Here is a 20,460-nt window from a genome sequence, read left to right as displayed (position 1 = left end):
TCACCCCTGCGGTACGGTCGGGCTCACATGAAGCGGTCATCCATCGACGAAGTCCAGCGCCGTCCACGTGGTTGGTGGCTGCTCGGACTCGCGTTCTGTTTCCTCGTGTTCCTCGAGGTGTTCGCGGCGATCGGCTCGCTGCCGGGGATGCTCGCCGCGCAGCTGCAGTACACCCCGTGTGGCTCCGACGAGACGATGCGGTGTTCGTACGCCGTCGGGGAGACCGCACAGATCCTCGTGCCGCTGGTCGCGTTCATCGTCGCGATCACGACCTGGGTCATCGGGGCGTCCGGTGCTCCCACGGTGCGGCGACAGGTGCTGATACCCACGATCGGCCTCGTGGTCATCGTCCTGATCTTCGTACTCGGCGTCGTCGCGATCGATCTGTCGATCCGATGACCGTCGTCAAGCGAACTCGCCGCCACACGCTCCCGAGGACCTGATGCCGTTCACTCCAGATCGGTTTCGAGACAGGGTCGACTGCGAGGTGGATGGCGTCGTCGACGGACACAGGAGCGCTGGTCTCGGTGCCCGATAGCCGATCGGCCACCGGACGACCGGGATGAATGGCTAGCTCGATTCCTTCTCGCGTGCTGACGCATGGACGTACGCCTCGAGCACGGACTGTAGGCGGGTGGCGGCGCTGCTGAGCACGTCGATCTCGTCGGGGGTGCAGGCCCCGAGCGCATCGTCGAGTTGCCGGGCGAGGGGTTGGAAGTAGGCGTCCGCCGCGTCGTTGATTGCTTTCGTGGAGCGCAGGGTCACGACGCGTCGGTCGGCGACTTCACGGGTGCGCTCGACGAACCCCGCGGTTTCGAGTCTGGCGAGGAGGATCGATGTGGCACCAGGTGAGAGGCCGATGCGTTCGGCGAGGCGGGCGGGGGTGAGGGGTCGGCCACGATCTTCATGTTCGATGATCTGCACGATGGCGGCCGCGTCGGTGGAGTGCATGTGGTTCTTGCGGGCGAAAAGCCGCATGAGTTCGTTCTGCGCCGCGCTGAACCCGAGGAAGCTCGCGATGATCTGCTCGCGGTCCGTCGGCTGTAGGGTGCCCTCACTCATCGCTGCACTCACTTCCTGGCCCGTGGAAACGATAAAGTTTAGCGGCAGAACAGTTCCGGTGATCGTCATCGGACCGCCCGGGGCATACGCAACTCGGTGGCATCGTCGAGACGGGCGTAGCGGTGCGCTCCGAGCGCTCTCCTGATGCCGTAGTCCGTGGCGGAGAGCCCAGGTGCACTGGAGAGCATCTCGTGCACAGCGAGATTCACTGACGCGTCAACGCGCTGTGCGTAGTCGATGACCTCCCCAAGGGACGACCACGGCCCGCTGATGGGTAGACAGAGCACGTCAATGGGTGCACCCGGAAGGGTCAGTGCATCCCCAGGGTGGAACAGCCGACGCTCACCCTCGACGAGGTATCCCGTGTTGTCGCCGGTCGGCCAGCTGGGATGGATCGTCGCATGCCGCTCCCCGACGGCCGTGACTGCAAGACCAACCTCGAAGCGTTCCCCCGGGTGGACCACGGTCGTCCGCGAGGTGAGGTCGCCGTCATGCGCCCACTGCGCGGCGACCTCCGCGATCGTATAGATCGGCGCATCCGTCGCACGGAGCAGATCCAGCGACCAGTGGTCATCGTGCGCGTGAGTGATGAGGATCGCTGTTGCCCTCTCCACCGATGCCGCTCGTGTGGCGATGCCGGGATCGATGACGACCACGTAGCCGCCCTGCTCGATCCGGACCGTAGCGTGCTCGTACTTGATGATCCGCATCCCGTCGTTCGTGGCCATGGGTGCTCCTCGCGTTGATTGTTGGCAGTGCTGCTTGCGCTAACACTATTTTGTCGCATAATGATTTTGCAACAGCAAATAAACGAGGTGGCCTCAGGGCGTCCTCCAGTACACAAGGGAGACCAACCAGTCATGAAACCAATCGTCATCATCGGAGCCGGCCTCGCCGGGCTCACGCTTGCACGCGTCCTTCACCTCAACGCAGTCCCCGTCGTCATGTACGAGGGTGAGGACTCGTTGAACGCTCGGAGCCAGGGTGGTCAGCTCGACATCCACGACTTCAACGGGCAGATCGCCCTCGAACAGTGCCAGCTGATGGACGAGTTCCGGTCGATCATCAACATGGGTGCCGAGGCGATGCGGTTCCTCGGTTCGGACGGTGAGCTCGTCGGAGAGATCCCGGACGACGGCGAACTGACCAACCCGGAGGTGCTCCGGGGCGAGCTACGGCGCATCCTCGTTGAATCGCTACCCGAGGGAACCATCCACTGGGGTCACAAGGTCGCGTCGGTCCACGCCGACGCCGGGGCGCATCGAGTCATCTTTGCCAACGGCGACTCCGTCGACGCGGACGTGCTCATCGGCGCAGACGGTGCCTGGTCACGCGTCCGGACCTACCTCAACGGTGCCGCGCCTGAGTACACCGGCACCATCTGGGCAGAGACATTCCTCCATGACGTCGAAGGACGCCACCCCGCCAGTGCAGCGCTCGTCGGTCGCGGAGCGATGCTCGCGATGCAGCCAGGTCGCGGCGTCTTTGGGCACCGCGAAGCCGGCGACGTCATCCACAGCTACGTCGTCATGAAGAAGCCCCTCGCCTGGGCAGACACACTCGACTCAACGAACCGTCAGCAGGCCCTTCGCCTCATTGCAGACCAGCTCGGTGAGGGGTGGGCTCCGGAACTGGTCGCTCTCATCACCGCCGGTGATACCGACCCCGTGATCAGGCCCATCTGGGGCCTCCCCCTCGGCCACACGTGGGACCGCGTGCCCGGTGTGATGCTCGTCGGCGACGCCGCGCACCTGACCCCGCCCGACGGTGACGGAGCGAACTGGGCCCTCTTCGACGGCGCCGAACTCGGCACCCTCATCGTCGAGAACGCGGGGGACATCGACACTGCGTTCCAGACATTCGCCGAACGCATGCTGCCCCGCAGCACCGAATCCTCCCAGGAGGGCTACCAGTCCTTCGAGCGCACCTTCGGCTACAACGCACCCGACACCCTCCGGAACATGATGGAAGGCGCTAAGACCTACGGCCGCGAATACCACGAGTAGCACCTCGTCAACCGAACGAGACCGGGTCACTTCTTTACGGTCCATTCGCCGTAGCGCGCCAACATCACCGCCGGCTGGGGGCATCATCGGCTACCGGACGTGGTCTGAGGCAGCGAAACGACTCAGGCGGTGGCTGCACCGTGGGGTGCGGCCATCGCCAAAGTCGCGGGGTCCTACTTGCTTTGGGGCGTTGAGGGCGTTCATCTCGTCCGCGGAGGGCTGCAGGTCGCCGGCGGTCTCGTTCTGCTCAAGGTGACCGACGCTGGCGGTGGCGGGGATGAGCAGCCACGCGAGGGCGATCTCGCGGATGCCGGGCGAGTGCGCCTCGGCGACGTCGGGGAGTGCGTCGCGCTCGCCCATGTCGCCATCACCAATCGGGGATTGCGGGATGAAGGCGATGCCGTTGGCCTAGCAGTGCTCGAGGACAGGTTCTGCCGTGCTCGTTCGCGTGGTGGGTGACACGACAGCGCTCGCCAATATCGGGTACAGCGGAGGCTCATCGTCTTGCGTTCCTCAGTTCCAGCCGGTCGTGAACGGCGACAGCACTCCTACTGCTCTTCCAGCTCATTCTTCGGGGATGGGAATCATGAGCTCGGGAGGGTTCTCCACGTCCGGATCGGGGCCGCCACGGGCACCGCGGTCGAGGGCGTCGACCAAGGCGAGTTCCTCATGCGTCAGGCTGAAGTCGTTGACGCGGAGGTTCTCGTTGAGACGGTCCAACCGGATTGACTTCGGAATCACGCTGCGCCCTCGCTGCAAGTGCCACCGAAGGATGACTTGCGCTGCCGTCCTGTCGTGCGCGGCAGCGATGTCGAGAATTGCCGGGTCCTGGAGAGGGCTGGTAATCGCAGCGCCGCTGAAGCCAGCGAAGGACAAGATCCCACCGAGCGGAGACCAGGCCTGCGTGTGGATCCCGAGGGCGTCGTTGGCCGCCATTATCTCGTGCTGAACGAAGTACGGGTGAAATTCGATCTGGTTCACTGCGGGAACGGTGGTGCGCTCGTTCAGCAGGCGGTCGAGGTGCTCGCCGGTGAAGTTGCTCACTCCAATCGCCCGGATCTTTCCATCGCCGAGCAGCGTCTCAAGAGCCCGGTACGCCTCAAGGGTCTGATCGAACATCCATGGTGCGGACTGGTGGAGCATGAAGACGTCGATGGTGGTTACACCGAGCTTCCGCGTCGCCACATCGAACGCGTGAAGGGTCTTCTCGTAGCCGTACTGGGTGGCGAAGACCTTGGTCGCAATGAACACCTCGTCGCGGCTGACGCCCGAGGCGCGAAGCCCCTCGCCGACCTGCCGCTCGTTCATCCAGACGGCGGCAGCATCGACGAGACGATATCCGGCGCGGAGCGCGGAGTCGACGGCGACGACAGTGTCTCCCGGTGAACTCTGGAGCACGCCGACTCCGATGCTGGGCATCACAACGCCGTTGTTCAAGGTCACTGATTCAATCATCATTTGAGGCTCCTTATTCGGCGGCACTGTTGAGTAGAGATAGCCGCTTAGGTGGCGGCGAGTTTGTCAATGGAGAGCCGATGAAATGCCTCGCGCTCATCAGGAATCCCGGGTGACTCTTCCCGGGCTGCCCAGTCCGCATCTTGGACGGCCTACGCGGGCGAGTGTTGGCCCACAGGTCGAGCCGGTTCGCATCGTCGCTCGACAGGAGCTTGCTTTTCACCGCGAGCCGTCAACGGTCACCGTCCCCAGTGGAGACTGCGGAGCATGGCATCGCGGTTCTCAATCGCCCACTGGCGCAGGCTCGTCGAGGGGCGGCCGGTGACGAACTCGACGTCGTCGCGGACGGTGCCGATGTAGCCCATCCGCCCATCCAGCACCTGTCGGGTGAACTCCACGCCGCCCTCGGCGTACCAAGACTCGACCGGGGTGCTGCGACTCTGGAAGGACGCTTTGAACTCCTCAGGCCTCCGCACGTCGCAGCGGATCGTGCGGCCGACGGCGTCGGAGAAGACCGCCGCAGCCTCCGGGCCGGAGGCCACCTCGGTGGAGAGCCAGTAGTCCTTCCCCGCGTGCCGGGCCGGTCCCTGTCGGAGGACGGTCGCGGTGACGGCGGCGATGTCCTTCGCGGCGATCCAACCGACGCGACGGTCTCCCCAGTAGACGGAGAACGAGCCCTTCCCGTCGGAAATCATCGACGCGAGGCCGTCCATGAATACGTTGGGGTGCAGGTGCGTCCACGCGATGCCGCTGGCCTCGATGTAGCGCTCGATCATCTGGTGCCAGACGAAGTGCGGGTCGGTGGTATCCCAGTTGGCGAACACGCCCTGGTGGACCATATGACTGACGCCGGCCTTGACCGCAGCGTCGACGAGGGTTTTGCTCTGCGTGAGCATGGCGACGGTGTAGCCGGTGAGGAGGAAGACGCGGTCCACGCCGTGCAGGGCGTGAGCGAACGTGCTGGGGTCGTCGAGGTCGAGTCTCACCGCCTCGCGTCCCGCGGCCTGCAGCTCGTCCACCTGCTCGGATCGGCGTGCCGCCCAGCGGACCTGCACGGCACCGGGGTGGCGGTCGAAGTCCGCGAGCAGGTGCCGTCCGACTGTGCCGGTGGTGCCGATGACGAGCACGACGGGCTTCGTCGACGTCTCCGTGGTGGTGTTCTCCAAGTGTTAGTCCTTTTCTTCGTGCGTTGTGGATCGTTTGCCGCCACGGGGGTTAGGAAAGCCCGGCCGATGAAATCGCGTCGTGAAACCGTGACTCGGGTGAAGACCACACGCCATCACCAGATTCGTCCGAGCAGTGTTCCAAGCGGTATTGCTGCCACCGTTGCGAAGGAACACCGGTGTCGACATTCGTCAACTCAAGGCCGAGCTTTGACGCTGGAAGCAGGTGCGCCGTGAAGGAGTCAGCAAGGGGCTATGAGCCACAGATGGTAAGTACGAGCAGGACAGGGTCAAGTAGGAGAGCTGGATAGCTCCAAGCGACTGCAACGAGCAGGTTCCATACGACTGTCAACAGCGACAACCCGATCAACAGGTAGCGCCTGTTCAACCGGGAGAAGAGCATGGAGGCGGTAAGCCCGGCGCTCGCGCCGATGATGGCCGTGACAGTGGTCGACTGCCCAGCAAGTCACTTGGTGGCCCCGAAGTCCTTCACGATTGGTGACACCAAACGCGCGGGAGGCATTCCGCTCCGACGAGCGCGTAGATGCCCGCGCCAAGCGAAACCACATCAATCTACGACGCCGTCATCGACGGAAGCGCATGCCCCTCCCGCCGCTGTAGTGCGTCGGGAATCAGTGACATCCGATGGTGCTGGGCTGGCACGGCATTCTTCTGGAGCGATGTGGGAGACCGCTGAGCGCAGTGACCGCAATGAGTCCGGCGGTGGCTGCGCTGGTCAGCGCGACCACCGCCAGTCCCGGTGCGGGATGTTACTTGCTCTGGGCGGCGCTGAGCGCGTCGAGGGCGGTCATCTCGTCCGCGGTGAGCTGCAGGTTGCCGGCGGTCATGTTCTGCTCGAGGTGGCCGACACTGGACGTGCCGGGGATGAGCAGGATGTTCTCCGCGTGGTGCAGCAGCCATGCGAGAGCGGCCTGGCGGATGCCGGTCGAGTGCGCCTCGGCGACGTCGGACAGGGCGTCGTGCTCACCCATGTCGCCGCCTCCGATGGGGAACCACGGGATGAACGCGATGCCGTTGGCCTGGCAGTACTCGAGGACGGGCTCGGCGTCGCGCTCACCGATGCTGTACCGGTTCTGCACGGAGGTGACCTTGAAGAACTCCTGGGCCTTCTTGATCTCGTCGACGGTGACCTCGGAAAGGCCCAGGTGGCGGACCTTGCCGGCGTCCTGGGCGCTGCGGAGGAACTCGAACGTAACCTCGACGGGGATCTCGGGGTCGATGCGGTGCAGCTGGTACAGGTCGATCCGGTCGGTCTTCAGGCGGCGGAGGCTGCCGTCGAGGGCGTCGCGGAGGTGCTGCGGGGTGGCGTCGTTCTTCAGCTGCGGGTTGGGCCCAAAGCGCACAAGGCCGCCCTTGGTCGCCACCACGACGTTCTCGCTGCGGGGGTCGAGGGCGTCGGCGACGATCTGCTCAGAGGTGAAGGGGCCGTACTGATCGGCGGTGTCGATGAAGTCGACGCCGAGCTCGACGGCTCGGCGGACAACGTTCTTCGCAGCCTCCGGGTCGGCGGGCATGCCCCACTGCTCGGGGCCGGTGAGGCGCATCGCGCCGAAGCCGACGCGGTTGATGGTGAGGTCGCCACCGAGGGCGAACGTGTTCTTGGTCATGATGTTGTCGTTTCTTGTTCTGAGCTGATGTCCGGGCTAGCAGCGCGAGACCCGGTGGACGTAGGTGGTGGGCCTACTGAGTGAGGAGGTCCATGCCGCCGCCGGCGTACCGGTCGCCGACTGCGGCACCGACCGGAGCTGCGGCGTCAAGGGCGGCGAGTTCGTCGTCGGTGAAGGTGATGTCCGCGGCAGCGGTGTTCTGCTCGAGGTACTTCACCCGCTTGGTGCCGGGGATCGGCACGCCGCCCTTCTGGATGGTCCACGCCAGGGCGAGCTGCGAGGCGAGGACGTTCTTCGTCGCAGCGAGTTCGCCGACGGCGTCGATGATGCGGCGGTTCGCCGCGAGGTTCTCACCCTGGAAACGGGGATCGGTGTGGCGGAAGTCGTCGGCGTCGAGCTCGTCGAGCTTCACCTGACCGGTGAGGAAGCCACGCCCGAGCGGCGAGTACGGCACGAGTGCGATGCCGAGGTCCGTCAGGGTCTCGAGGACACCGTTCGCTTCGACTCCGCGCTCGAAGAGCGAGTACTCGGTCTGGACAGCGGCGATCGGGTGCACGGCGTGCGCTCGGCGGATCGTGTCCGGGGCAGCCTCAGACAGGCCGAGGTGGCCGACCTTCCCCGCCTCGACCAGGCCGGCGAGGGCTCCGACGGTGTCCTCGATCGGGACGCTGGGGTCAATGCGGTGCAGGTAGAGGACGTCGATGTAGTCGACGTTCAGGCTCCGCAGCGAGCCTTCGGCGGCGGTGAGGACGCTCTCGGGACGGCCGTCGACGACGCGAGTGCCGTCGTTGTCGCCCTGGCGGTCCGGGGCGGTGGCGAAGCCTACCTTCGTGGCGATGACGACGTCGTCGCGGAACGGGGCCAGGGCTCGGCCGACGAGTCGCTCGTTGTGGCGATCGGCACCGTAGATCTCGGCGGTGTCGAAGAACGTGACTCCGAGCTCCACGGCCCGGCGCATGACGGCGATGCCGTCGTCATCGTTCGTGGCGCCGTAGATCGGGCTCATGCCCATGCAGCCGAGTCCTTCGATGGACACGGTGGGGCCTGTCGAGCCCAGTGTGGTTGTTCTCATTACTTGCTCCTCAAAGTCTTCGTGCTCAAGGAGTCAAGCACGCACGTATCTGGATGTCTAGTCTCTTGTGCACAAGTCAGTGCGGTGGGAGGATAGGCGCATGGTCGACACCGCAGGCAAAAATGAGCAGCTGATGAACCCCCTGGACGAGATGCTCTGCTTCAACCTGTACGCCGCAGCTCGGGCCACGAACCGGCTTTACACGACACTTCTGGCGCCGTGGGACCTCACCTACCCTCAGTACCTCGTACTGAAACTGCTGTGGGCCCAGAAGAGCGCGACAGTCGGTGAGATTGCGAAGAGCCTCATGCTCGACTCGGGCACCACAACACCCCTAGTCCGTCGCCTCGAGACGCGCGGGCTACTGACTCGGACAAGGTCAACCACTGACGAACGAGTCGTCACTGTCGCACTCACAATTCAGGGGAACGAGCTCGAAGAAGAGATGGGCAACCTCACCGCACAGGTCGGGACAGCCACTGGACTCGGCATGACGGACGCGACAGCCACTATCTCGAACCTCCGCGCCATCAACGAGAACCTGGCGTACGCACTCTCGTCAGTGTCGAAGAGCAGCACCCAGCAGGTGTCTCGATAGCCGATGCCTGACCGGACCGCTCTGGGGTCTGGAACCCCTTGCGCTTGTTGGTCTCCCAGTAGCCGAGCACCACGTCGTCTTCCTCCGGCAGCTCTCGTTCGACGAGCAGCAGCAGACGACGTCCTTGGCGTTCGTGGGAGCGCGCGGCCGCCTCAGCCGGCCAGCCAGTTTCGATGCCGTAGTTCTCGTTGAAGTCGCGAGCCCATTCGAGGATCTCGCGCTCAAGTTGGGGCGAGAACGACGGCGTGCCAGCGTCGCAAAGGCCGTCGTCGTGCCACAGCGGCCAGTCGACGCTGTACTCATTCATGAGCCGGTAGCGCATACCCGCAGGATCGCACAGGAGGCGAAACGCTGTCCGATAGCCGGTGGATCACAGCTACTCCCCAGTTGTCACCTTCGACGCCTTCCGTTGCCTACTGCCGCCTGACCGGGGGTGTTCCCGTACACCTGTCCCGCAAAGATGCCTCGTGAAGGGGCGCCAAACGCTCCAAGCCACCCCGGACGACGAAGGCCAGGGAACCCGCGCCGATCCTTCTCGCCACCGGCATTGCCGTGACGGTCGTGAACGCCCCCGACGACGACCTCGAGCGCGAGGACCGGAACTTCGTAGCCGAGATCACCGTGCCTCCGCACGGTGGCTGAGCCCCGCCCGTGACTCGGCCGTGTACGGACCGGAGGCGCGGTGCCAGCTGGCACCGCGCCTCCCGTCCGGGGTGGGGTCGCGTCAGTTCGCGGTGTCCTCGAGTGCGTCGAGCGCGGCCACGTCCTCGGCGGCGAGCACGAAGTCGACGTCGGCGTTCTCGGCGATGCGCGACGGAGTCGTGGACTTCGGCAGGGGCAGGACGTCCTTCTCGAGCAGGTAGCGGATCGCGACCTGCGCGACGGTCTTGTCGTACTTCGCCGCGATCTCGGCGATCTGCTCGTTCTCGAGCAGGCCTCCGGTGGCGAGCGGGGAGTATCCCTCGGTCAGGATGTCGTGCTCGCGGTCGAAAGCGGTCGTTTCGTCCTGGGTGTTGCCGATGAACCAGCGGATCTGGTTGGCGTGCGGGACGACGTCCGTGCGGCCGAGCAGGTCCTCGAGGTCGGCGACGGCGAAGTTCGAGACACCGATGCTCTTGGTGCGGCCGGCGTCGTAGAGCTCCTCGAAGACCTTCCAGACCTCGACGTTGCCGTCGCGGTGATCGGAGCCCATGTCGCTCCAGGGCCACGGCGCGTGGATCAGGTAGAGGTCGACGTGTCCGAGGCCGAGGTTGCGGCTCGACTCCTCGAAGGCGTCGCGGGCGCCCGAGGCCGTCTTGATCTCGGCCGGCAGCTTCGTGGTGATGAAGAGTTCGTCGCGGGGGATGCCGCTGTCGCGGACGGCCTCGCCGACGCTCGCCTCGTTCCCGTACGCCAGGGCGGTGTCGATGTGGCGGTAGCCGAGGTCGAGGGCGGTCTTCGTGGCGTCGTACGCGTCGGAGCCGGACGGGATCTGCCAGGTGCCGAAGCCGATCTTCGGGATGTGCAGACCGTTGGACAGGGTGAACGTGTCGATGAGTGCGGGCATGCAGCGGACAGTACGCCGCAACCGCACAGCGTTCCGAGGGGCTGCCGGGTTGCATGGCGCCCACCTCGAACGGACGGAAGGACGCCCGCATGCCCCTGAACCCCACCGTGCACGACCGGAAGACCGGTGTCACCCCGCCCGGAGAGCCCGGCGGCTTCGAGCTCGCCCTGCTCGACCGCGGCGCCGCCGTGCTGCAGACCTCGGCGCCGCTGCGGGGTTTCGACGTCTACGTGGTCGGCTTCCACTGCGTGAAGGGCGAGCCAGCCGTGCAGATGGAGGCGCACCACTTCTGCAAGGTGGTGAACGCCGAGATGCTGCAGTGCGTGCTCTTCGACGGCAACACCGCCGACGCGAACCTGATCGGCATCGAGTACATCGTGTCCGAGCGGCTCTTCGAGTCCCTGCCCGAGGACGAGCGGGCGTCGTGGCACCCGCACAACCACGAGGTGTTCTCCGGTGAACTCGTCGCTCCGGGCCTGCCGATCGCGGTGGAGACCGAGCTGATGGGGCACCTGGTGAACTCGTACGGCAAGACCTGGCACACCTGGCACAGCACCCCGATGGGCTCGCAGCCCGCACACGACCTGCCGATCGGTGATCCGATGCTGATGTGGTCGTTCAACCGCGAGGGCGAGGTGGACAGTGCGCTGCAGCAGGACCGGAACCAGGCGATGCGCACCGATCCGGAACCGCGCAAGGAGTCGCGGGCGAAGTACCTGGACCGCGCCCACCCGCAGTGCGGTGTCGGCACGATGCGCGACGCCTTCACGGGCACGAGCCCGACCCCGGGCGTCGTCGACGTGGACGACGGACGCCCCTGACGACGGACGGGAGGCCCGTGGCGGTGTCGCCACGGGCCTCCCGTCCGTCATGTGGTGCGGTTCAGCGCGCGGTGCGCGTCCCGATCCGCGGCAGGACGAAGCCGAGCACGATCATCGCGACGGCCAGGAAGGCGTGCAGCACGTTGTCCGCGCTGTTCAGCGGCACGAAGTTCGCGCCGCCGGCCACGCCCGCGGTGAAGAGCCCGTAGACGAAGAGCACCGCGTAGACGATGCCGCCGGCGACGAGGTACAGGCGTGCGGAGGCTGCGCGGCGGGCGGCGAGCAGCCCGACGATGCCGAAGAGCAGGTGCACGATGTTGTGCAGGACGGACACCTGGAACAGGCCCAGGAGCAGGGCCATGGAGCCGTGTCCGGCCATGGACATCGAGCCCATGTCCATGGTGAGTCCGGGGATGAACCCGGCGATGCCGACGATCAGGAAGACGACACCGAAGACGAACGCGCCCCGCTGGGTCCACGTCGAACCGGGGGCGGTGCGTGCGGTTGCTGCGCTGCTGGTCATGATCAGCCCTCTTTTCTGTACGCGCCGCAGTGTGCGGCACACATGACATTCGGAGCGCTTCCCCGGTCGGTTTGCAGGTCAGTGCTCGGCGGTCCCGGCGGCGGTCTCGACGGCGGTCACCGCGGTGGTCAATCCGCGCACCAGCAACGCCCGCGATCGGGCGGTCGCGGTGCCGTCCGGATCGCTCCACGCGGCGCGGGCGAGCCCGTCGACCAGGGTGATCACGGCGTCGGCGACCACGGGCACCGGCTCGGACGGCGTCGCCCCGTGCCGTGCGGTCCAGCGCTCGATCCCGGCGACCACGCCGTCGCGCCAGAGCCGTCGTTCGGCGTCGAGCAGGTCCCCGTCGCCGTCCGGGGCGAGGGACGTCGCGCTCAGGGCTTCGAGCACCCGGAACCGCTCGGGCTCGCGCCGCACCAGGTCGAGGTACGCGGAGATCCCCGCCTCGAGCGCGGCGGCGAGGTCGTCGTGCTCGTCGGCGGCCGCGAGCACCGGCGGCAGGACCGCACGTGCCTGCCGTTCGAGCAGCGCGACGACCAGGTTGCGTCGAGCACCGAAGACGTAGTGCACGACACCGTGGGCGACGCCGGCGCGAGCGGCGACGGCCCGGGTGGTGAGGCCGCGCAGGCCGTCGTCCCGCACGACCAGGGCGGCGGCGTCGAGTAGTTCCGCACGCCGGTCCTGTCGGCTGCGGTACCCGCGCGACTGCTGGTCCTCGGTCATCACAGGAAGCGTACGGGGCGCGTGCAGGACCGGCCGCGAAGATGAAGTCGGCCACGTGGCCAAATCATCGAGCACCCGAGGAGTCAGCATGGAGACCGTCGTCCGAGCAGCAGGACCCGCCGAGCTCGAGGCGGCCGCGGCCGTCCTCGCCGAGGCCTTCGCCGCCGATCCGGTCCTCGCCGAGTTCCGCCCGCCGCGACCCGGCGAGGACCGCCCCGCCGTGCTGACCGGACTGTTCGCCGCGCTCATCCGGTCGGTGCCGACGCCCGCCCGCCGGGTGGACGTCGCCACGATCGGTGACCGGGTGGTCGGCGCCGCCTTCTGGCAGGCACCCGGTCGGCAGCCCGGAGGCGTCCGGGCCTTCGTGCGGCAGGTGCCGGCGTTCCTCCGGACCCTGGGGCTCAGCGGGGCGCTCCGCGCGGTCGCCCACCTGCGCCGCATGGAGCGCGCCCGACCGGTCACCCCGCACTGGTACCTCGCCGAGATCGGGGTGTCGGCGTCAGCACGTGGTCGGGGCATCGGCGGACTGCTGCTCGGCCACGCACTCGAGCGCGCGGACCGGACCGCGGACGGCGCGTACCTGGAGTCCTCCACCCCGGTGAACCGCCGGCTGTACCGACGGCACGGGTTCACGGACGGCGCGCCGATCGCGGGGTTCCGCGCGGCGACCCCGATCAGCATGTGGCGTCCGGCCGCCGGCTGACCCGACGCCGGGGGACACCGACCCTGTACCGGCGTGCACGAGCGCTGCCTACCGTCCACGGCACACCACGACGAGAGGAAACACCATGGCAAGTGGAGTCGCAGCAGTCTGGGTCCCGGTCAGCGACATGGAGCGCGCCGTCGCGTTCTACCGCGACACGCTCGGTCTCACCGTCAAGGACCAGTCCGACGACTGGAGCGAGATCGACGCCGGCGGCCTGATGATCGGCCTGAACGGGCGCGAGTCCACCAGCCAGGCGAGCGACGGCGGCGCCGTCGTGTCGTTCCAGCCGGACGGCAGCATCGAGGACGAGGTCGCCGCGCTCAAGGAGCGCGGCGCGGACATCCAGGGCGAGATCAGCGAGCACCCGTGGGGCAAGATCATCCCCTTCAAGGACAGCGAGGGCAACGACCTGCAGCTCTACTCGCCGCCGCAGGGCTGACCCGGCCGGGTGCGGGACGCACCCACGGAGGGACTGGAGGCCCGTGGCGACGCCGCCACGGGCCTCCCGTCCGTTCTGCGGCTGGCTACGCGGACCCGCGCCAGACGACCTCCGTCGGCAACAGCAGACCGCGTGGGCCGTCGTCGGTGCCGCCGATCTGCTCGAGGACCTGGTGCGCCGCCTGCTCGCCGAGCAGGCGCGCCGGCTGCCGCACCGTCGACAGCTGCGGGTCGCACCGCAGCGCCCAGGCGCTGTCGTCGAACCCGACCACACCGACGTCACCCGGCACGCTCCGGCCGGTGCGCTGCAGGACGTCCATCGCACCGGCGGCGACCGCGTCCGACGCGGCGAACACGCCGTCGATGTCCGGGGCTCGCTCGAGCAGCTCGCGCATGCCCTCGGCGCCGGCGGTGTAGCTGAACAGGGGGTTCCGGGCGACGAGGTCGGGGTCGAAGCGCTCGCCGAGTGCCGCGGTGAACCCCGCCAGGCGGTCCTGGCCGGAGTCACGGTCGAGTCCCGACGCCAGCATCCCGATCCGGCGTCGACCGGTGTCGACCAGGCGCCGGGTGATCTGCTCGGCGGCGGCGCGGTTGTCGATGCCGATGTACGAGATGTTCGCGGCGTCGGACGGGTGCCCGACGAAGCACGCGGGCATGCCGATCTCCTCGATCGCGCCGATGATCGGGTCGCCGTCGCGGGCGGACAGCACGATGGCGCCGTCGACGAACCCACCGCGCAGGTACTCGACCACGCGCTCGCTGTCGCGGGCGGAGTCGACCATGATCGTGACGAGCTGCTGGTCGGCGTCGGACAGCACGGCGTTCGTGCCGATCAGGATGTTGCCGATGTTGGGGTCGTCGAGCACCACGACCGAGGGTTCGTGGACGATGAGCGCGATCGCCCCGGAACGCCGGGTGACCAGGCTGCGGGCGGCGGCGCTGCGCACGTAGCCGACGCGTCGGACGGCGTCCTGCACGGCCTCGCGCGCCTTCGGGGACACGTACGGCTCGTCGTTGAGCACCCGTGAGACGGTGCCGCGCGACATCCCCGCTTCGTCGGCGACGTCCTGGATCGTGGCGCGCTGACGAGCGGATCGGACCTCGGACATGGGGCAACCATATCCGCCACTGAGGAGCCCTCGGAACGCCTCGCAGTTGACAGGGTGCAGCCGCTGGTGTTTGATCTGGGAGCGCTCCCAGAAACATCCGGCCCCGATCGGCCGGGGCGAACTGGGAGCGCTCCCAGAACACTGGGTGGCCTTCGCCGTCGAAGGGGTCGCACGCGACCGAGGCGGCCGGGGTCGCCCCGATCAGCGAGGATCCCCGTGACGACCACCACCCTGCCGACGACCGCCACCGGCGCGCTCGGCCTCGGCTCGACGGGCCTCGCGTTCGGGTGCGACTACAACCCCGAGCAGTGGGACCCCGAGGTGTGGGTCGAGGACGTCCGGCTCATGCGCGAGGCCGGCGTGAACCTCGTCGCGATCAACGTCTTCGGCTGGTCGCACGTCGAACCGCGGCAGGGCGAGTACGACTTCGCCGCGCTCGACACCGTCATCGAGCTGCTGCACGGCGCGGGCATCGGGGTCGACCTGGGCACCGGCACCGCCTCCACACCGCCGTGGCTCACCACCCGGTACCCCGAGGTCCTGCCCGTCGTCGCCGACGGCACCACCCGCTGGCCCGGTGGCCGCCAGGCGTTCTGCCCGAGTTCGCCGATCTACCGTGAGCACGCCCTCGCCCTGGTCCGCGCCACCGCCGAGCGCTACGGCGACCACCCCGCCGTGCGGCTCTGGCACGTGTCGAACGAGCTCGGCTGCCACAACGCGCACTGCTACTGCGACGTCTCCGCCCAGGCGTTCCGCGGCTGGCTGCAGGCCCGGTACGGCACCATCGACGCGCTCAACGCCGCGTGGGGCACCTCGTTCTGGAGCCAGCGCTACTCCGCGTGGGAGCAGGTGCTGCCGCCCCGCGCGACGCTGTCGTTCACGAACCCGGCGCAGACCATCGACTTCGACCGGTTCTCGTCCGACGAACTCCTCGGCCACCACCGCGCCGAGGCCGCCGTCCTGCGCGAGCTGAGCGACAAGCCCGTCACGACGAACTTCATGGTCGCCGCGCACATCACGGCGCTCGACTACTGGTCGTGGGCCGGCGACATGGACGTCATCGCGAACGACCACTACCTGGACCACCGTCTGCCCCGGCCGCACGTCGAGCTCGCCTTCGCCGCCGACACCACCCGTGGCCTGGCCGGCGGCGCCCCCTGGCTGCTCATGGAGCACTCGACGGGTGCCGTCAACTGGCAGCCGCACAACGTCGCGAAGGCCCCGGGCGAGATGCTCCGGAACACCGCGGCGCACATCGCCCGCGGCGCCGACGGGGTCTGCTTCTTCCAGTGGCGCGCATCCGTGCAGGGCAGCGAGAAGTTCCACTCCGCGCTGCTGCCGCACGCCGGCACCGAGTCGGGGACGTGGCACGACGTGGTCGCGCTCGGCGCCCTGGTCGAGCGGCTCGGTGAGCTGCGCGGCTCCCGTGTGGTCGCCGACGTGGCGCTCGTCTTCAGCTGGGAGAACCAGTGGGCGGCCGACCTGGAGGCCCACCCCAGCACCGCGCTCCGCTACCTGGAGCAGGTCCACGCGTTCCACGCCGCGCTCTGGGACCTCGGCGTGACCGTCGACGTCGTCGCCCCCGGGGCACCGCTCGACGGGTACGCGCTCGTCGTCGTCCCCGAGCTGTACCTGGTGCGCGACGAGCACGCGGCCGTCATCGCCGACCACGTCGCCGGCGGCGGGCACGCGATCGTCAGCTGCTTCAGCGGCATCGTCGACGAGCGCGACCGGGTCCGCACCGGCGGCTACCCCGGCGCCTTCCGCGACCTGCTCGGCGTGCGGGTGGACGAGTTCCTCCCGCTCGCCGCCGACGCCACGATCGCACTGTCCGACGGCACGACCGGCAGCGTCTGGTCGGAGCCGGTCGAGCTGCGCGGTGCGACGAGCGTCGTCGACTACGCCGAGGGCTCGCTCGCCGGCCGCCCTGCCGTCACCCGAAACGAGCACGGCGCCGGGACCGCCTGGTACACGTCCACGGTGCTCGACGCCGGTGCGCTGGGCGGCTTCGTCCACCGCGTCCTCGACGAGGCCGGGGTGCGCGCCGACCCCGCCGTCCGCCCCGGACTCGAGGTCGTGCGTCGCCTGGACGACACCCACGAGTGGGTCTTCCTGCTGAACCACTCCGAGCGCACCGTCGAGCACCACGAGGCCGGCCACGAGCTCGTCGCCGACCGCCCGGTCACCGGCACCACCGCCATCGCCCCCGGCGGGACCCAGATCATCCGCACCGACAGGAACCGCTCATGACCACCACCGCACAGTCGCCCAGCGCGACCCGACGACGCCGGGGCGGCGGGTTCCGCTACCGCCGCGCGATCGCGATCTTCGTCCTGCCGTTCGCCGTCCTGTTCACGGCGTTCTACCTGGTCCCCATCCTCTACGCCGTGTGGGAGTCGCTGCAGAAGATCGAGCGCCAGGGCACGTTCGGCGCCCCGACGCAGGTCTTCGGCGGCCTGAGCCAGTACGCCCTGGTGTTCCAGGACGGCGAGTTCTGGAGTTCCGTGCTCCGCGTGCTGCTGTTCGGTGTCGTGCAGGTGCCGGTGATGCTCGGGCTCGCGCTCCTGTTCGCCCTGCTGCTCGACTCCCCGCTGCTGCGCGGCAAGCGGTTCTTCCGCCTGGCGTTCTTCGCGCCGTACGCGGTGCCGGGCGTCATCGCCGCGATCATGTGGGGCTACCTCTACGCCCCCGACCTGTCGCCGTTCTCCGCCGTGACCTCGCGGGTCGACCTGCTCGGCGGCAGCACCGTGCTGTGGGCCGTCGCCAACGTCGTGACCTGGGTCTACGTCGGCTACAACATGCTCATCATCTACTCCTCGCTCCTCGCGATCCCCGCCGAGGTGTACGAGGCAGCGAAGCTCGACGGTGCGTCCCAGCTCCGGATCGCCCTGTCGATCAAGATCCCGCTCGTGGTACCGGCCATCGTCCTCACCGCGGTGTTCTCCGTCATCGGCACGCTGCAGCTGCTGACCGAGCCGACCGTGTTCCGCCAGTTCACCTCGACCATCTCGTCGACGTTCACGCCGAACATGCTCGTCTACTCGACGTCCTCGGTGCCGAACTTCAACCTCGCCGCGGCGTTCTCGGTCGTCCTCGCCGTCGCCACGTTCGTCCTGTCGATCGGGTTCCTCCGACTGACCCAGCGGAAGGCCGCCGAATGACCGTCAACGCCCCGTCCCAAGGTGACCTCGTCCGCGACGTCGGCCGACCGCTCGAGCCGAACCGGGCCTCCCGTCCGCACCAGCGCGGAGCGCGCGGTCCCCGTGAGAGCGTCATCTCGCGCAGCGCCGCGATGATCGTGATGGGGGTCTTCACCCTCTACTTCCTGCTGCCGATCTTCTGGCTGCTGGTCTCGTCCACCAAGACCGCTGCGAACTTCAACTCGACGTTCTCGCTGTGGTTCAGCGCCACTTCGGTGCAGGACTTCTTCGGCAACCTCGTCGAGCTGTTCACGCGGCAGGACGGCATCTACCTGCGCTGGCTGCTGAACAGCATCGCCTACGCCGGGGTCGCCGGCCTGCTCGGCACCGTGCTCTCCGCGATGTGCGGGTACGCCCTGGCCAAGTACCGGTTCCGCGGCCGCGAGGTCCTGTTCAACGTGTTCCTCGGCGGCGTGCTCGTGCCGGCGACCGCCCTGGCCCTGCCGCTGTTCCTCATCTTCAGCCAGGTCGACCTGACCGACACGTTCTGGTCGGTGTTCCTGCCGAGCATCGTCAGCCCGTTCGGCGTCTACCTGTCACGGCTGTTCGCGGCGTCGAGCGTGCCGGACGAGATCATCGAAGCGGCCCGCATCGACGGCTCCGGCGAGGTCCGCACGTTCTTCACCGTGGCCGTGCGGCTCATGTCGCCCGCGCTCGTGACGATCTTCCTGTTCCAGTTCGTCGCCGTGTGGAACAACTTCTTCCTGCCGCTCGTGATGCTCCGCGACTCGTCGCTGTTCCCCGTCACCCTCGGCCTCTACACGTGGAACTCGAGCGTGAACCAGTACCCGGACCTGCGCACCCTCGTGCTCATCGGGTCGTTCGTCTCGATCATCCCGCTGCTCATCGCGTTCCTGAGCCTGCAGCGCTTCTGGCGCTCCGGCCTCGGCTCCGGCGGCCTGAAGTAGCCCCTCGACCCGCACCCCTTCCCGCACCAGCTCTCCCCACACCACATCCGAACGGAAACAGCATGAAGACAACGAAGTTCCTCAGCGTCGCCGCGATCGCCGTGGCCGCCACCGTGGCCCTCGCCGGCTGCAGCACCGGTGGCAGCAGCAGCGGCGGTGGATCCGACACCGCCGCCGCGAGCTGCAAGCCCTCGGACGGCAAGGTCACCCTCGACTTCACGACCTGGGTGCCGAACATGGACAAGGTCGTCGCGATCTGGAACAAGGCCAACCCGGACATCCAGGTCAAGGTCTCGATCGTCGCGAACGGCAACAGCGGCACCTACCAGAACTTCTTCAACCAGCTGAAGGCCAAGCAGGCGCCGGACATCGGCCAGGTCGAGTACGACACCCTGCCGGCGTTCCGCGTGCAGGGCGGCCTCGAGGACATCGGCGCGTGCGCCGGCATCAGCGACGCGAAGAAGGACTTCTCCGACGGCCTGTGGAACCAGGTCACCTTCGGTGAGTCGAAGTCGGTCTACGCCGTGCCGCAGGACTCCGGCCCGATGGCGCTGTACTACCGCAAGGACCTGTTCGAGAAGGCAGGCCTCGACGCCCCGAAGACGTGGGAGGAGTACGCCGAGGACGCCGTGAAGATCAAGAAGCTCGGCGGCAACATCACCAACTTCGCCAAGGGTGACGTCAACCAGTTCGCCGGGCTCGTCTCGCAGGCCGGCGGCCAGTGGTTCGAGAACTCCGGCCAGGACTGGAAGGTCAACCTGGACGACGCCGCGTCGAAGAAGGTCGCCGACTACTGGCAGGACCTGATCGACAAGAAGCTCGTCAACACCCTGCCGAGCTTCACCGACCAGTGGAACAACGCCTACGACAGCGGCAAGGACTGGACCTGGGTCTCCGCGGTCTGGGGTGCGAACACCATCTCCAGCGGTGCGCCGTCGACCTCGGGCAAGTGGGCCGTCGCCCCGATGCCGCAGTGGAAGTCCGGCGAGACCAAGTCGGCCGCCTGGGGCGGTTCGTCGAACGTCGTCTTCGCGGGCAGCAAGCACCCGGCCGAGGCGTCGAAGTTCCTGGTCTGGCTGAACACCTCGACCGAGGCGCTCTCCGCGCTGAACAAGGAGGCCAACCTGTACCCGGCCTCGACCACCGGCGCCGACCTGCCGGCCCTGACCGAGGGGCTCGACTTCTACGGCGGCCAGAAGATCTACGAGGAGTTCGCGACCGCGGCGAAGGACATCCAGCCCTTCACCTGGGGTCCGACGATGACGCAGACCTACTCGGACGTGTCCGACGGCTTCGGGCAGGCGGCGTCCGGCTCGGGCACCCTGAGCGAGGCGCTCGAGTCCGGGCAGTCCAAGACCATCGCGGCGCTCAAGGCGCAGTCGATCCCGGTCAAGGGCTGACGGACGGCGGCTGACGTCGCGCGGTCCACGCGCTGACAGCGGACAGGAGGCCCGTGGCGGGATCGCCACGGGCCTCCTGTCCGTCTCGGGGTCGTGTTCCGG

At 67.9% G+C, this 20,460-nt stretch carries 22 protein-coding genes; 10 read left to right on the top strand and 12 right to left on the bottom strand.

Annotation, left to right across the window (positions count from 1 at the left end; translation table 11 throughout):
* Positions 1–27 precede the first annotated feature (27 nt).
* The gene (locus tag DEJ05_RS08175; protein WP_111110194.1) at positions 28–399 is read left to right on the top strand and encodes a hypothetical protein; all 372 of its coding nucleotides are present in this window, start codon (positions 28–30) and stop codon (positions 397–399) included.
* Between the two features lie 171 nt (positions 400–570).
* Here the strand turns inward: DEJ05_RS08175 and DEJ05_RS08170 are convergent, their stop codons facing one another.
* Positions 571–1,131, bottom strand: a complete 561-nt coding sequence (locus DEJ05_RS08170; protein ID WP_220037011.1) for a MarR family winged helix-turn-helix transcriptional regulator — start codon at positions 1,129–1,131, stop codon at positions 571–573.
* Positions 1,128–1,790, bottom strand: coding sequence for an MBL fold metallo-hydrolase (locus DEJ05_RS08165; protein WP_111110192.1), 663 nt, complete (start codon positions 1,788–1,790; stop codon positions 1,128–1,130). Before DEJ05_RS08165 ends, DEJ05_RS08170 begins: the two co-directional genes overlap by 4 nt.
* 132 nt (positions 1,791–1,922) lie before the next feature.
* On the opposite strand from DEJ05_RS08165, the gene DEJ05_RS08160 reads away from it, so the two are divergent.
* On the top strand, positions 1,923–3,068 hold the full coding sequence (locus tag DEJ05_RS08160) for an NAD(P)/FAD-dependent oxidoreductase (protein WP_111110191.1): 1,146 nt from the start codon (positions 1,923–1,925) through the stop codon (positions 3,066–3,068).
* 90 nt (positions 3,069–3,158) lie between these two features.
* On the opposite strand, the gene DEJ05_RS08155 is transcribed toward DEJ05_RS08160, so the two are convergent.
* From DEJ05_RS08155 to DEJ05_RS08135, 5 genes are all read right to left on the bottom strand, one after another.
* Positions 3,159–3,428, bottom strand: coding sequence for a hypothetical protein (locus DEJ05_RS08155; RefSeq protein ID WP_111110190.1), 270 nt, complete (start codon positions 3,426–3,428; stop codon positions 3,159–3,161).
* Between the two features lie 204 nt (positions 3,429–3,632).
* The gene (locus DEJ05_RS08150; protein WP_309146947.1) at positions 3,633–4,511 is read right to left on the bottom strand and encodes an aldo/keto reductase; all 879 of its coding nucleotides are present in this window, start codon (positions 4,509–4,511) and stop codon (positions 3,633–3,635) included.
* Positions 4,512–4,762: 251 nt separating this feature from the next.
* Positions 4,763–5,689, bottom strand: a complete 927-nt coding sequence (locus DEJ05_RS08145) for an NmrA family NAD(P)-binding protein (RefSeq protein ID WP_111110189.1) — start codon at positions 5,687–5,689, stop codon at positions 4,763–4,765.
* 767 nt (positions 5,690–6,456) lie between these two features.
* Entirely contained in the window at positions 6,457–7,314 is an 858-nt protein-coding gene (locus DEJ05_RS08140; RefSeq protein ID WP_111110188.1) for an aldo/keto reductase, read from the bottom strand.
* 73 nt (positions 7,315–7,387) lie between these two features.
* A complete protein-coding gene (locus DEJ05_RS08135) occupies positions 7,388–8,386 on the bottom strand; it encodes an aldo/keto reductase (protein ID WP_111110187.1) in 999 nt (332 codons plus the stop codon).
* Between the two features lie 100 nt (positions 8,387–8,486).
* On the opposite strand from DEJ05_RS08135, the gene DEJ05_RS08130 reads away from it, so the two are divergent.
* Entirely contained in the window at positions 8,487–8,984 is a 498-nt protein-coding gene (locus DEJ05_RS08130) for a MarR family winged helix-turn-helix transcriptional regulator (protein WP_258376117.1), read from the top strand.
* On the opposite strand, the gene DEJ05_RS17840 is transcribed toward DEJ05_RS08130, so the two are convergent.
* Positions 8,917–9,306, bottom strand: coding sequence for a hypothetical protein (locus DEJ05_RS17840; RefSeq protein ID WP_146245052.1), 390 nt, complete (start codon positions 9,304–9,306; stop codon positions 8,917–8,919). The two genes, DEJ05_RS08130 and DEJ05_RS17840, sit on opposite strands and share 68 nt — an antisense overlap.
* A 402-nt stretch (positions 9,307–9,708) precedes the next feature.
* Positions 9,709–10,530, bottom strand: a complete 822-nt coding sequence (locus DEJ05_RS08125; protein WP_111110186.1) for an aldo/keto reductase — start codon at positions 10,528–10,530, stop codon at positions 9,709–9,711.
* Positions 10,531–10,619: 89 nt separating this feature from the next.
* Here DEJ05_RS08125 and DEJ05_RS08120 point away from each other — a divergent pair, with 89 nt between their 5' ends.
* Entirely contained in the window at positions 10,620–11,351 is a 732-nt protein-coding gene (locus DEJ05_RS08120; protein WP_111110224.1) for an OBAP family protein, read from the top strand.
* A gap of 61 nt (positions 11,352–11,412) precedes the next feature.
* On the opposite strand, the gene DEJ05_RS08115 is transcribed toward DEJ05_RS08120, so the two are convergent.
* On the bottom strand, positions 11,413–11,874 hold the full coding sequence (locus DEJ05_RS08115; protein ID WP_111110185.1) for a DUF4383 domain-containing protein: 462 nt from the start codon (positions 11,872–11,874) through the stop codon (positions 11,413–11,415).
* A gap of 78 nt (positions 11,875–11,952) precedes the next feature.
* Positions 11,953–12,597: a TetR family transcriptional regulator gene (locus DEJ05_RS08110; protein WP_181440691.1), complete on the bottom strand. Its 645-nt coding sequence runs from the start codon at positions 12,595–12,597 to the stop codon at positions 11,953–11,955.
* Positions 12,598–12,685: 88 nt separating this feature from the next.
* Between DEJ05_RS08110 and DEJ05_RS08105 the strand changes: the two genes are divergently transcribed.
* Both DEJ05_RS08105 and DEJ05_RS08100 read left to right on the top strand, forming a co-directional pair.
* Positions 12,686–13,300 carry a GNAT family N-acetyltransferase gene (locus DEJ05_RS08105; protein WP_111110183.1) on the top strand — a complete coding sequence of 205 codons (615 nt, stop codon included), beginning with the start codon at positions 12,686–12,688 and terminating at the stop codon, positions 13,298–13,300.
* Positions 13,301–13,385: 85 nt separating this feature from the next.
* Positions 13,386–13,742, top strand: a complete 357-nt coding sequence (locus tag DEJ05_RS08100; RefSeq protein ID WP_111110182.1) for a VOC family protein — start codon at positions 13,386–13,388, stop codon at positions 13,740–13,742.
* An 85-nt stretch (positions 13,743–13,827) separates the two neighbouring features.
* Here DEJ05_RS08100 and DEJ05_RS08095 read toward each other — a convergent pair whose 3' ends face one another.
* The gene (locus DEJ05_RS08095) at positions 13,828–14,850 is read right to left on the bottom strand and encodes a LacI family DNA-binding transcriptional regulator (RefSeq protein ID WP_111110181.1); all 1,023 of its coding nucleotides are present in this window, start codon (positions 14,848–14,850) and stop codon (positions 13,828–13,830) included.
* A gap of 216 nt (positions 14,851–15,066) precedes the next feature.
* Between DEJ05_RS08095 and DEJ05_RS08090 the strand changes: the two genes are divergently transcribed.
* From DEJ05_RS08090 to DEJ05_RS08075, 4 genes are all read left to right on the top strand, one after another.
* Complete coding sequence (locus DEJ05_RS08090; protein WP_111110180.1) at positions 15,067–17,100, top strand: beta-galactosidase; 2,034 nt, start codon at positions 15,067–15,069, stop codon at positions 17,098–17,100.
* Positions 17,097–18,011, top strand: coding sequence for a carbohydrate ABC transporter permease (locus DEJ05_RS08085; protein ID WP_027467229.1), 915 nt, complete (start codon positions 17,097–17,099; stop codon positions 18,009–18,011). Before DEJ05_RS08090 ends, DEJ05_RS08085 begins: the two co-directional genes overlap by 4 nt.
* A complete protein-coding gene (locus tag DEJ05_RS08080; RefSeq protein WP_228516621.1) occupies positions 18,008–18,958 on the top strand; it encodes a carbohydrate ABC transporter permease in 951 nt (316 codons plus the stop codon). The genes DEJ05_RS08085 and DEJ05_RS08080 overlap by 4 nt, the downstream gene beginning before the upstream one ends.
* A gap of 62 nt (positions 18,959–19,020) precedes the next feature.
* A complete protein-coding gene (locus DEJ05_RS08075) occupies positions 19,021–20,358 on the top strand; it encodes an ABC transporter substrate-binding protein (protein ID WP_111028690.1) in 1,338 nt (445 codons plus the stop codon).
* Positions 20,359–20,460 lie beyond the last annotated feature (102 nt).

It is taken from the genome of Curtobacterium sp. MCLR17_045, from assembly GCF_003234405.1.
In the GTDB taxonomy this organism is placed as follows: Bacteria; Actinomycetota; Actinomycetes; order Actinomycetales; family Microbacteriaceae; genus Curtobacterium; species Curtobacterium flaccumfaciens.
Note: the sequence above shows the minus strand (reverse complement) of the source record. Positions and strands in the feature narration are given on the sequence as shown.

What these genes read in the sequence shown, in the direction of transcription:
- DEJ05_RS08175 (WP_111110194.1), top strand. Translation starts at nt 28, where the DNA reads ATGAAGCGGTCATCCATCGACGAAGTCCAGCGCCGTCCACGTGGTTGG.
- DEJ05_RS08170 (WP_220037011.1), bottom strand. Translation starts at nt 1,131, where the DNA reads ATGACGATCACCGGAACTGTTCTGCCGCTAAACTTTATCGTTTCCACG.
- DEJ05_RS08165 (WP_111110192.1), bottom strand. Translation starts at nt 1,790, where the DNA reads ATGGCCACGAACGACGGGATGCGGATCATCAAGTACGAGCACGCTACG.
- DEJ05_RS08160 (WP_111110191.1), top strand. Translation starts at nt 1,923, where the DNA reads ATGAAACCAATCGTCATCATCGGAGCCGGCCTCGCCGGGCTCACGCTT.
- DEJ05_RS08155 (WP_111110190.1), bottom strand. Translation starts at nt 3,428, where the DNA reads ATGGGCGAGCGCGACGCACTCCCCGACGTCGCCGAGGCGCACTCGCCC.
- DEJ05_RS08140 (WP_111110188.1), bottom strand. Translation starts at nt 7,314, where the DNA reads ATGACCAAGAACACGTTCGCCCTCGGTGGCGACCTCACCATCAACCGC.
- DEJ05_RS08135 (WP_111110187.1), bottom strand. Translation starts at nt 8,386, where the DNA reads ATGAGAACAACCACACTGGGCTCGACAGGCCCCACCGTGTCCATCGAA.
- DEJ05_RS08130 (WP_258376117.1), top strand. Translation starts at nt 8,487, where the DNA reads ATGGTCGACACCGCAGGCAAAAATGAGCAGCTGATGAACCCCCTGGAC.
- DEJ05_RS17840 (WP_146245052.1), bottom strand. Translation starts at nt 9,306, where the DNA reads ATGCGCTACCGGCTCATGAATGAGTACAGCGTCGACTGGCCGCTGTGG.
- DEJ05_RS08125 (WP_111110186.1), bottom strand. Translation starts at nt 10,530, where the DNA reads ATGCCCGCACTCATCGACACGTTCACCCTGTCCAACGGTCTGCACATC.
- DEJ05_RS08120 (WP_111110224.1), top strand. Translation starts at nt 10,620, where the DNA reads ATGCCCCTGAACCCCACCGTGCACGACCGGAAGACCGGTGTCACCCCG.
- DEJ05_RS08115 (WP_111110185.1), bottom strand. Translation starts at nt 11,874, where the DNA reads ATGACCAGCAGCGCAGCAACCGCACGCACCGCCCCCGGTTCGACGTGG.
- DEJ05_RS08110 (WP_181440691.1), bottom strand. Translation starts at nt 12,597, where the DNA reads ATGACCGAGGACCAGCAGTCGCGCGGGTACCGCAGCCGACAGGACCGG.
- DEJ05_RS08105 (WP_111110183.1), top strand. Translation starts at nt 12,686, where the DNA reads ATGGAGACCGTCGTCCGAGCAGCAGGACCCGCCGAGCTCGAGGCGGCC.
- DEJ05_RS08100 (WP_111110182.1), top strand. Translation starts at nt 13,386, where the DNA reads ATGGCAAGTGGAGTCGCAGCAGTCTGGGTCCCGGTCAGCGACATGGAG.
- DEJ05_RS08095 (WP_111110181.1), bottom strand. Translation starts at nt 14,850, where the DNA reads ATGTCCGAGGTCCGATCCGCTCGTCAGCGCGCCACGATCCAGGACGTC.
- DEJ05_RS08085 (WP_027467229.1), top strand. Translation starts at nt 17,097, where the DNA reads ATGACCACCACCGCACAGTCGCCCAGCGCGACCCGACGACGCCGGGGC.
- DEJ05_RS08080 (WP_228516621.1), top strand. Translation starts at nt 18,008, where the DNA reads ATGACCGTCAACGCCCCGTCCCAAGGTGACCTCGTCCGCGACGTCGGC.
- DEJ05_RS08075 (WP_111028690.1), top strand. Translation starts at nt 19,021, where the DNA reads ATGAAGACAACGAAGTTCCTCAGCGTCGCCGCGATCGCCGTGGCCGCC.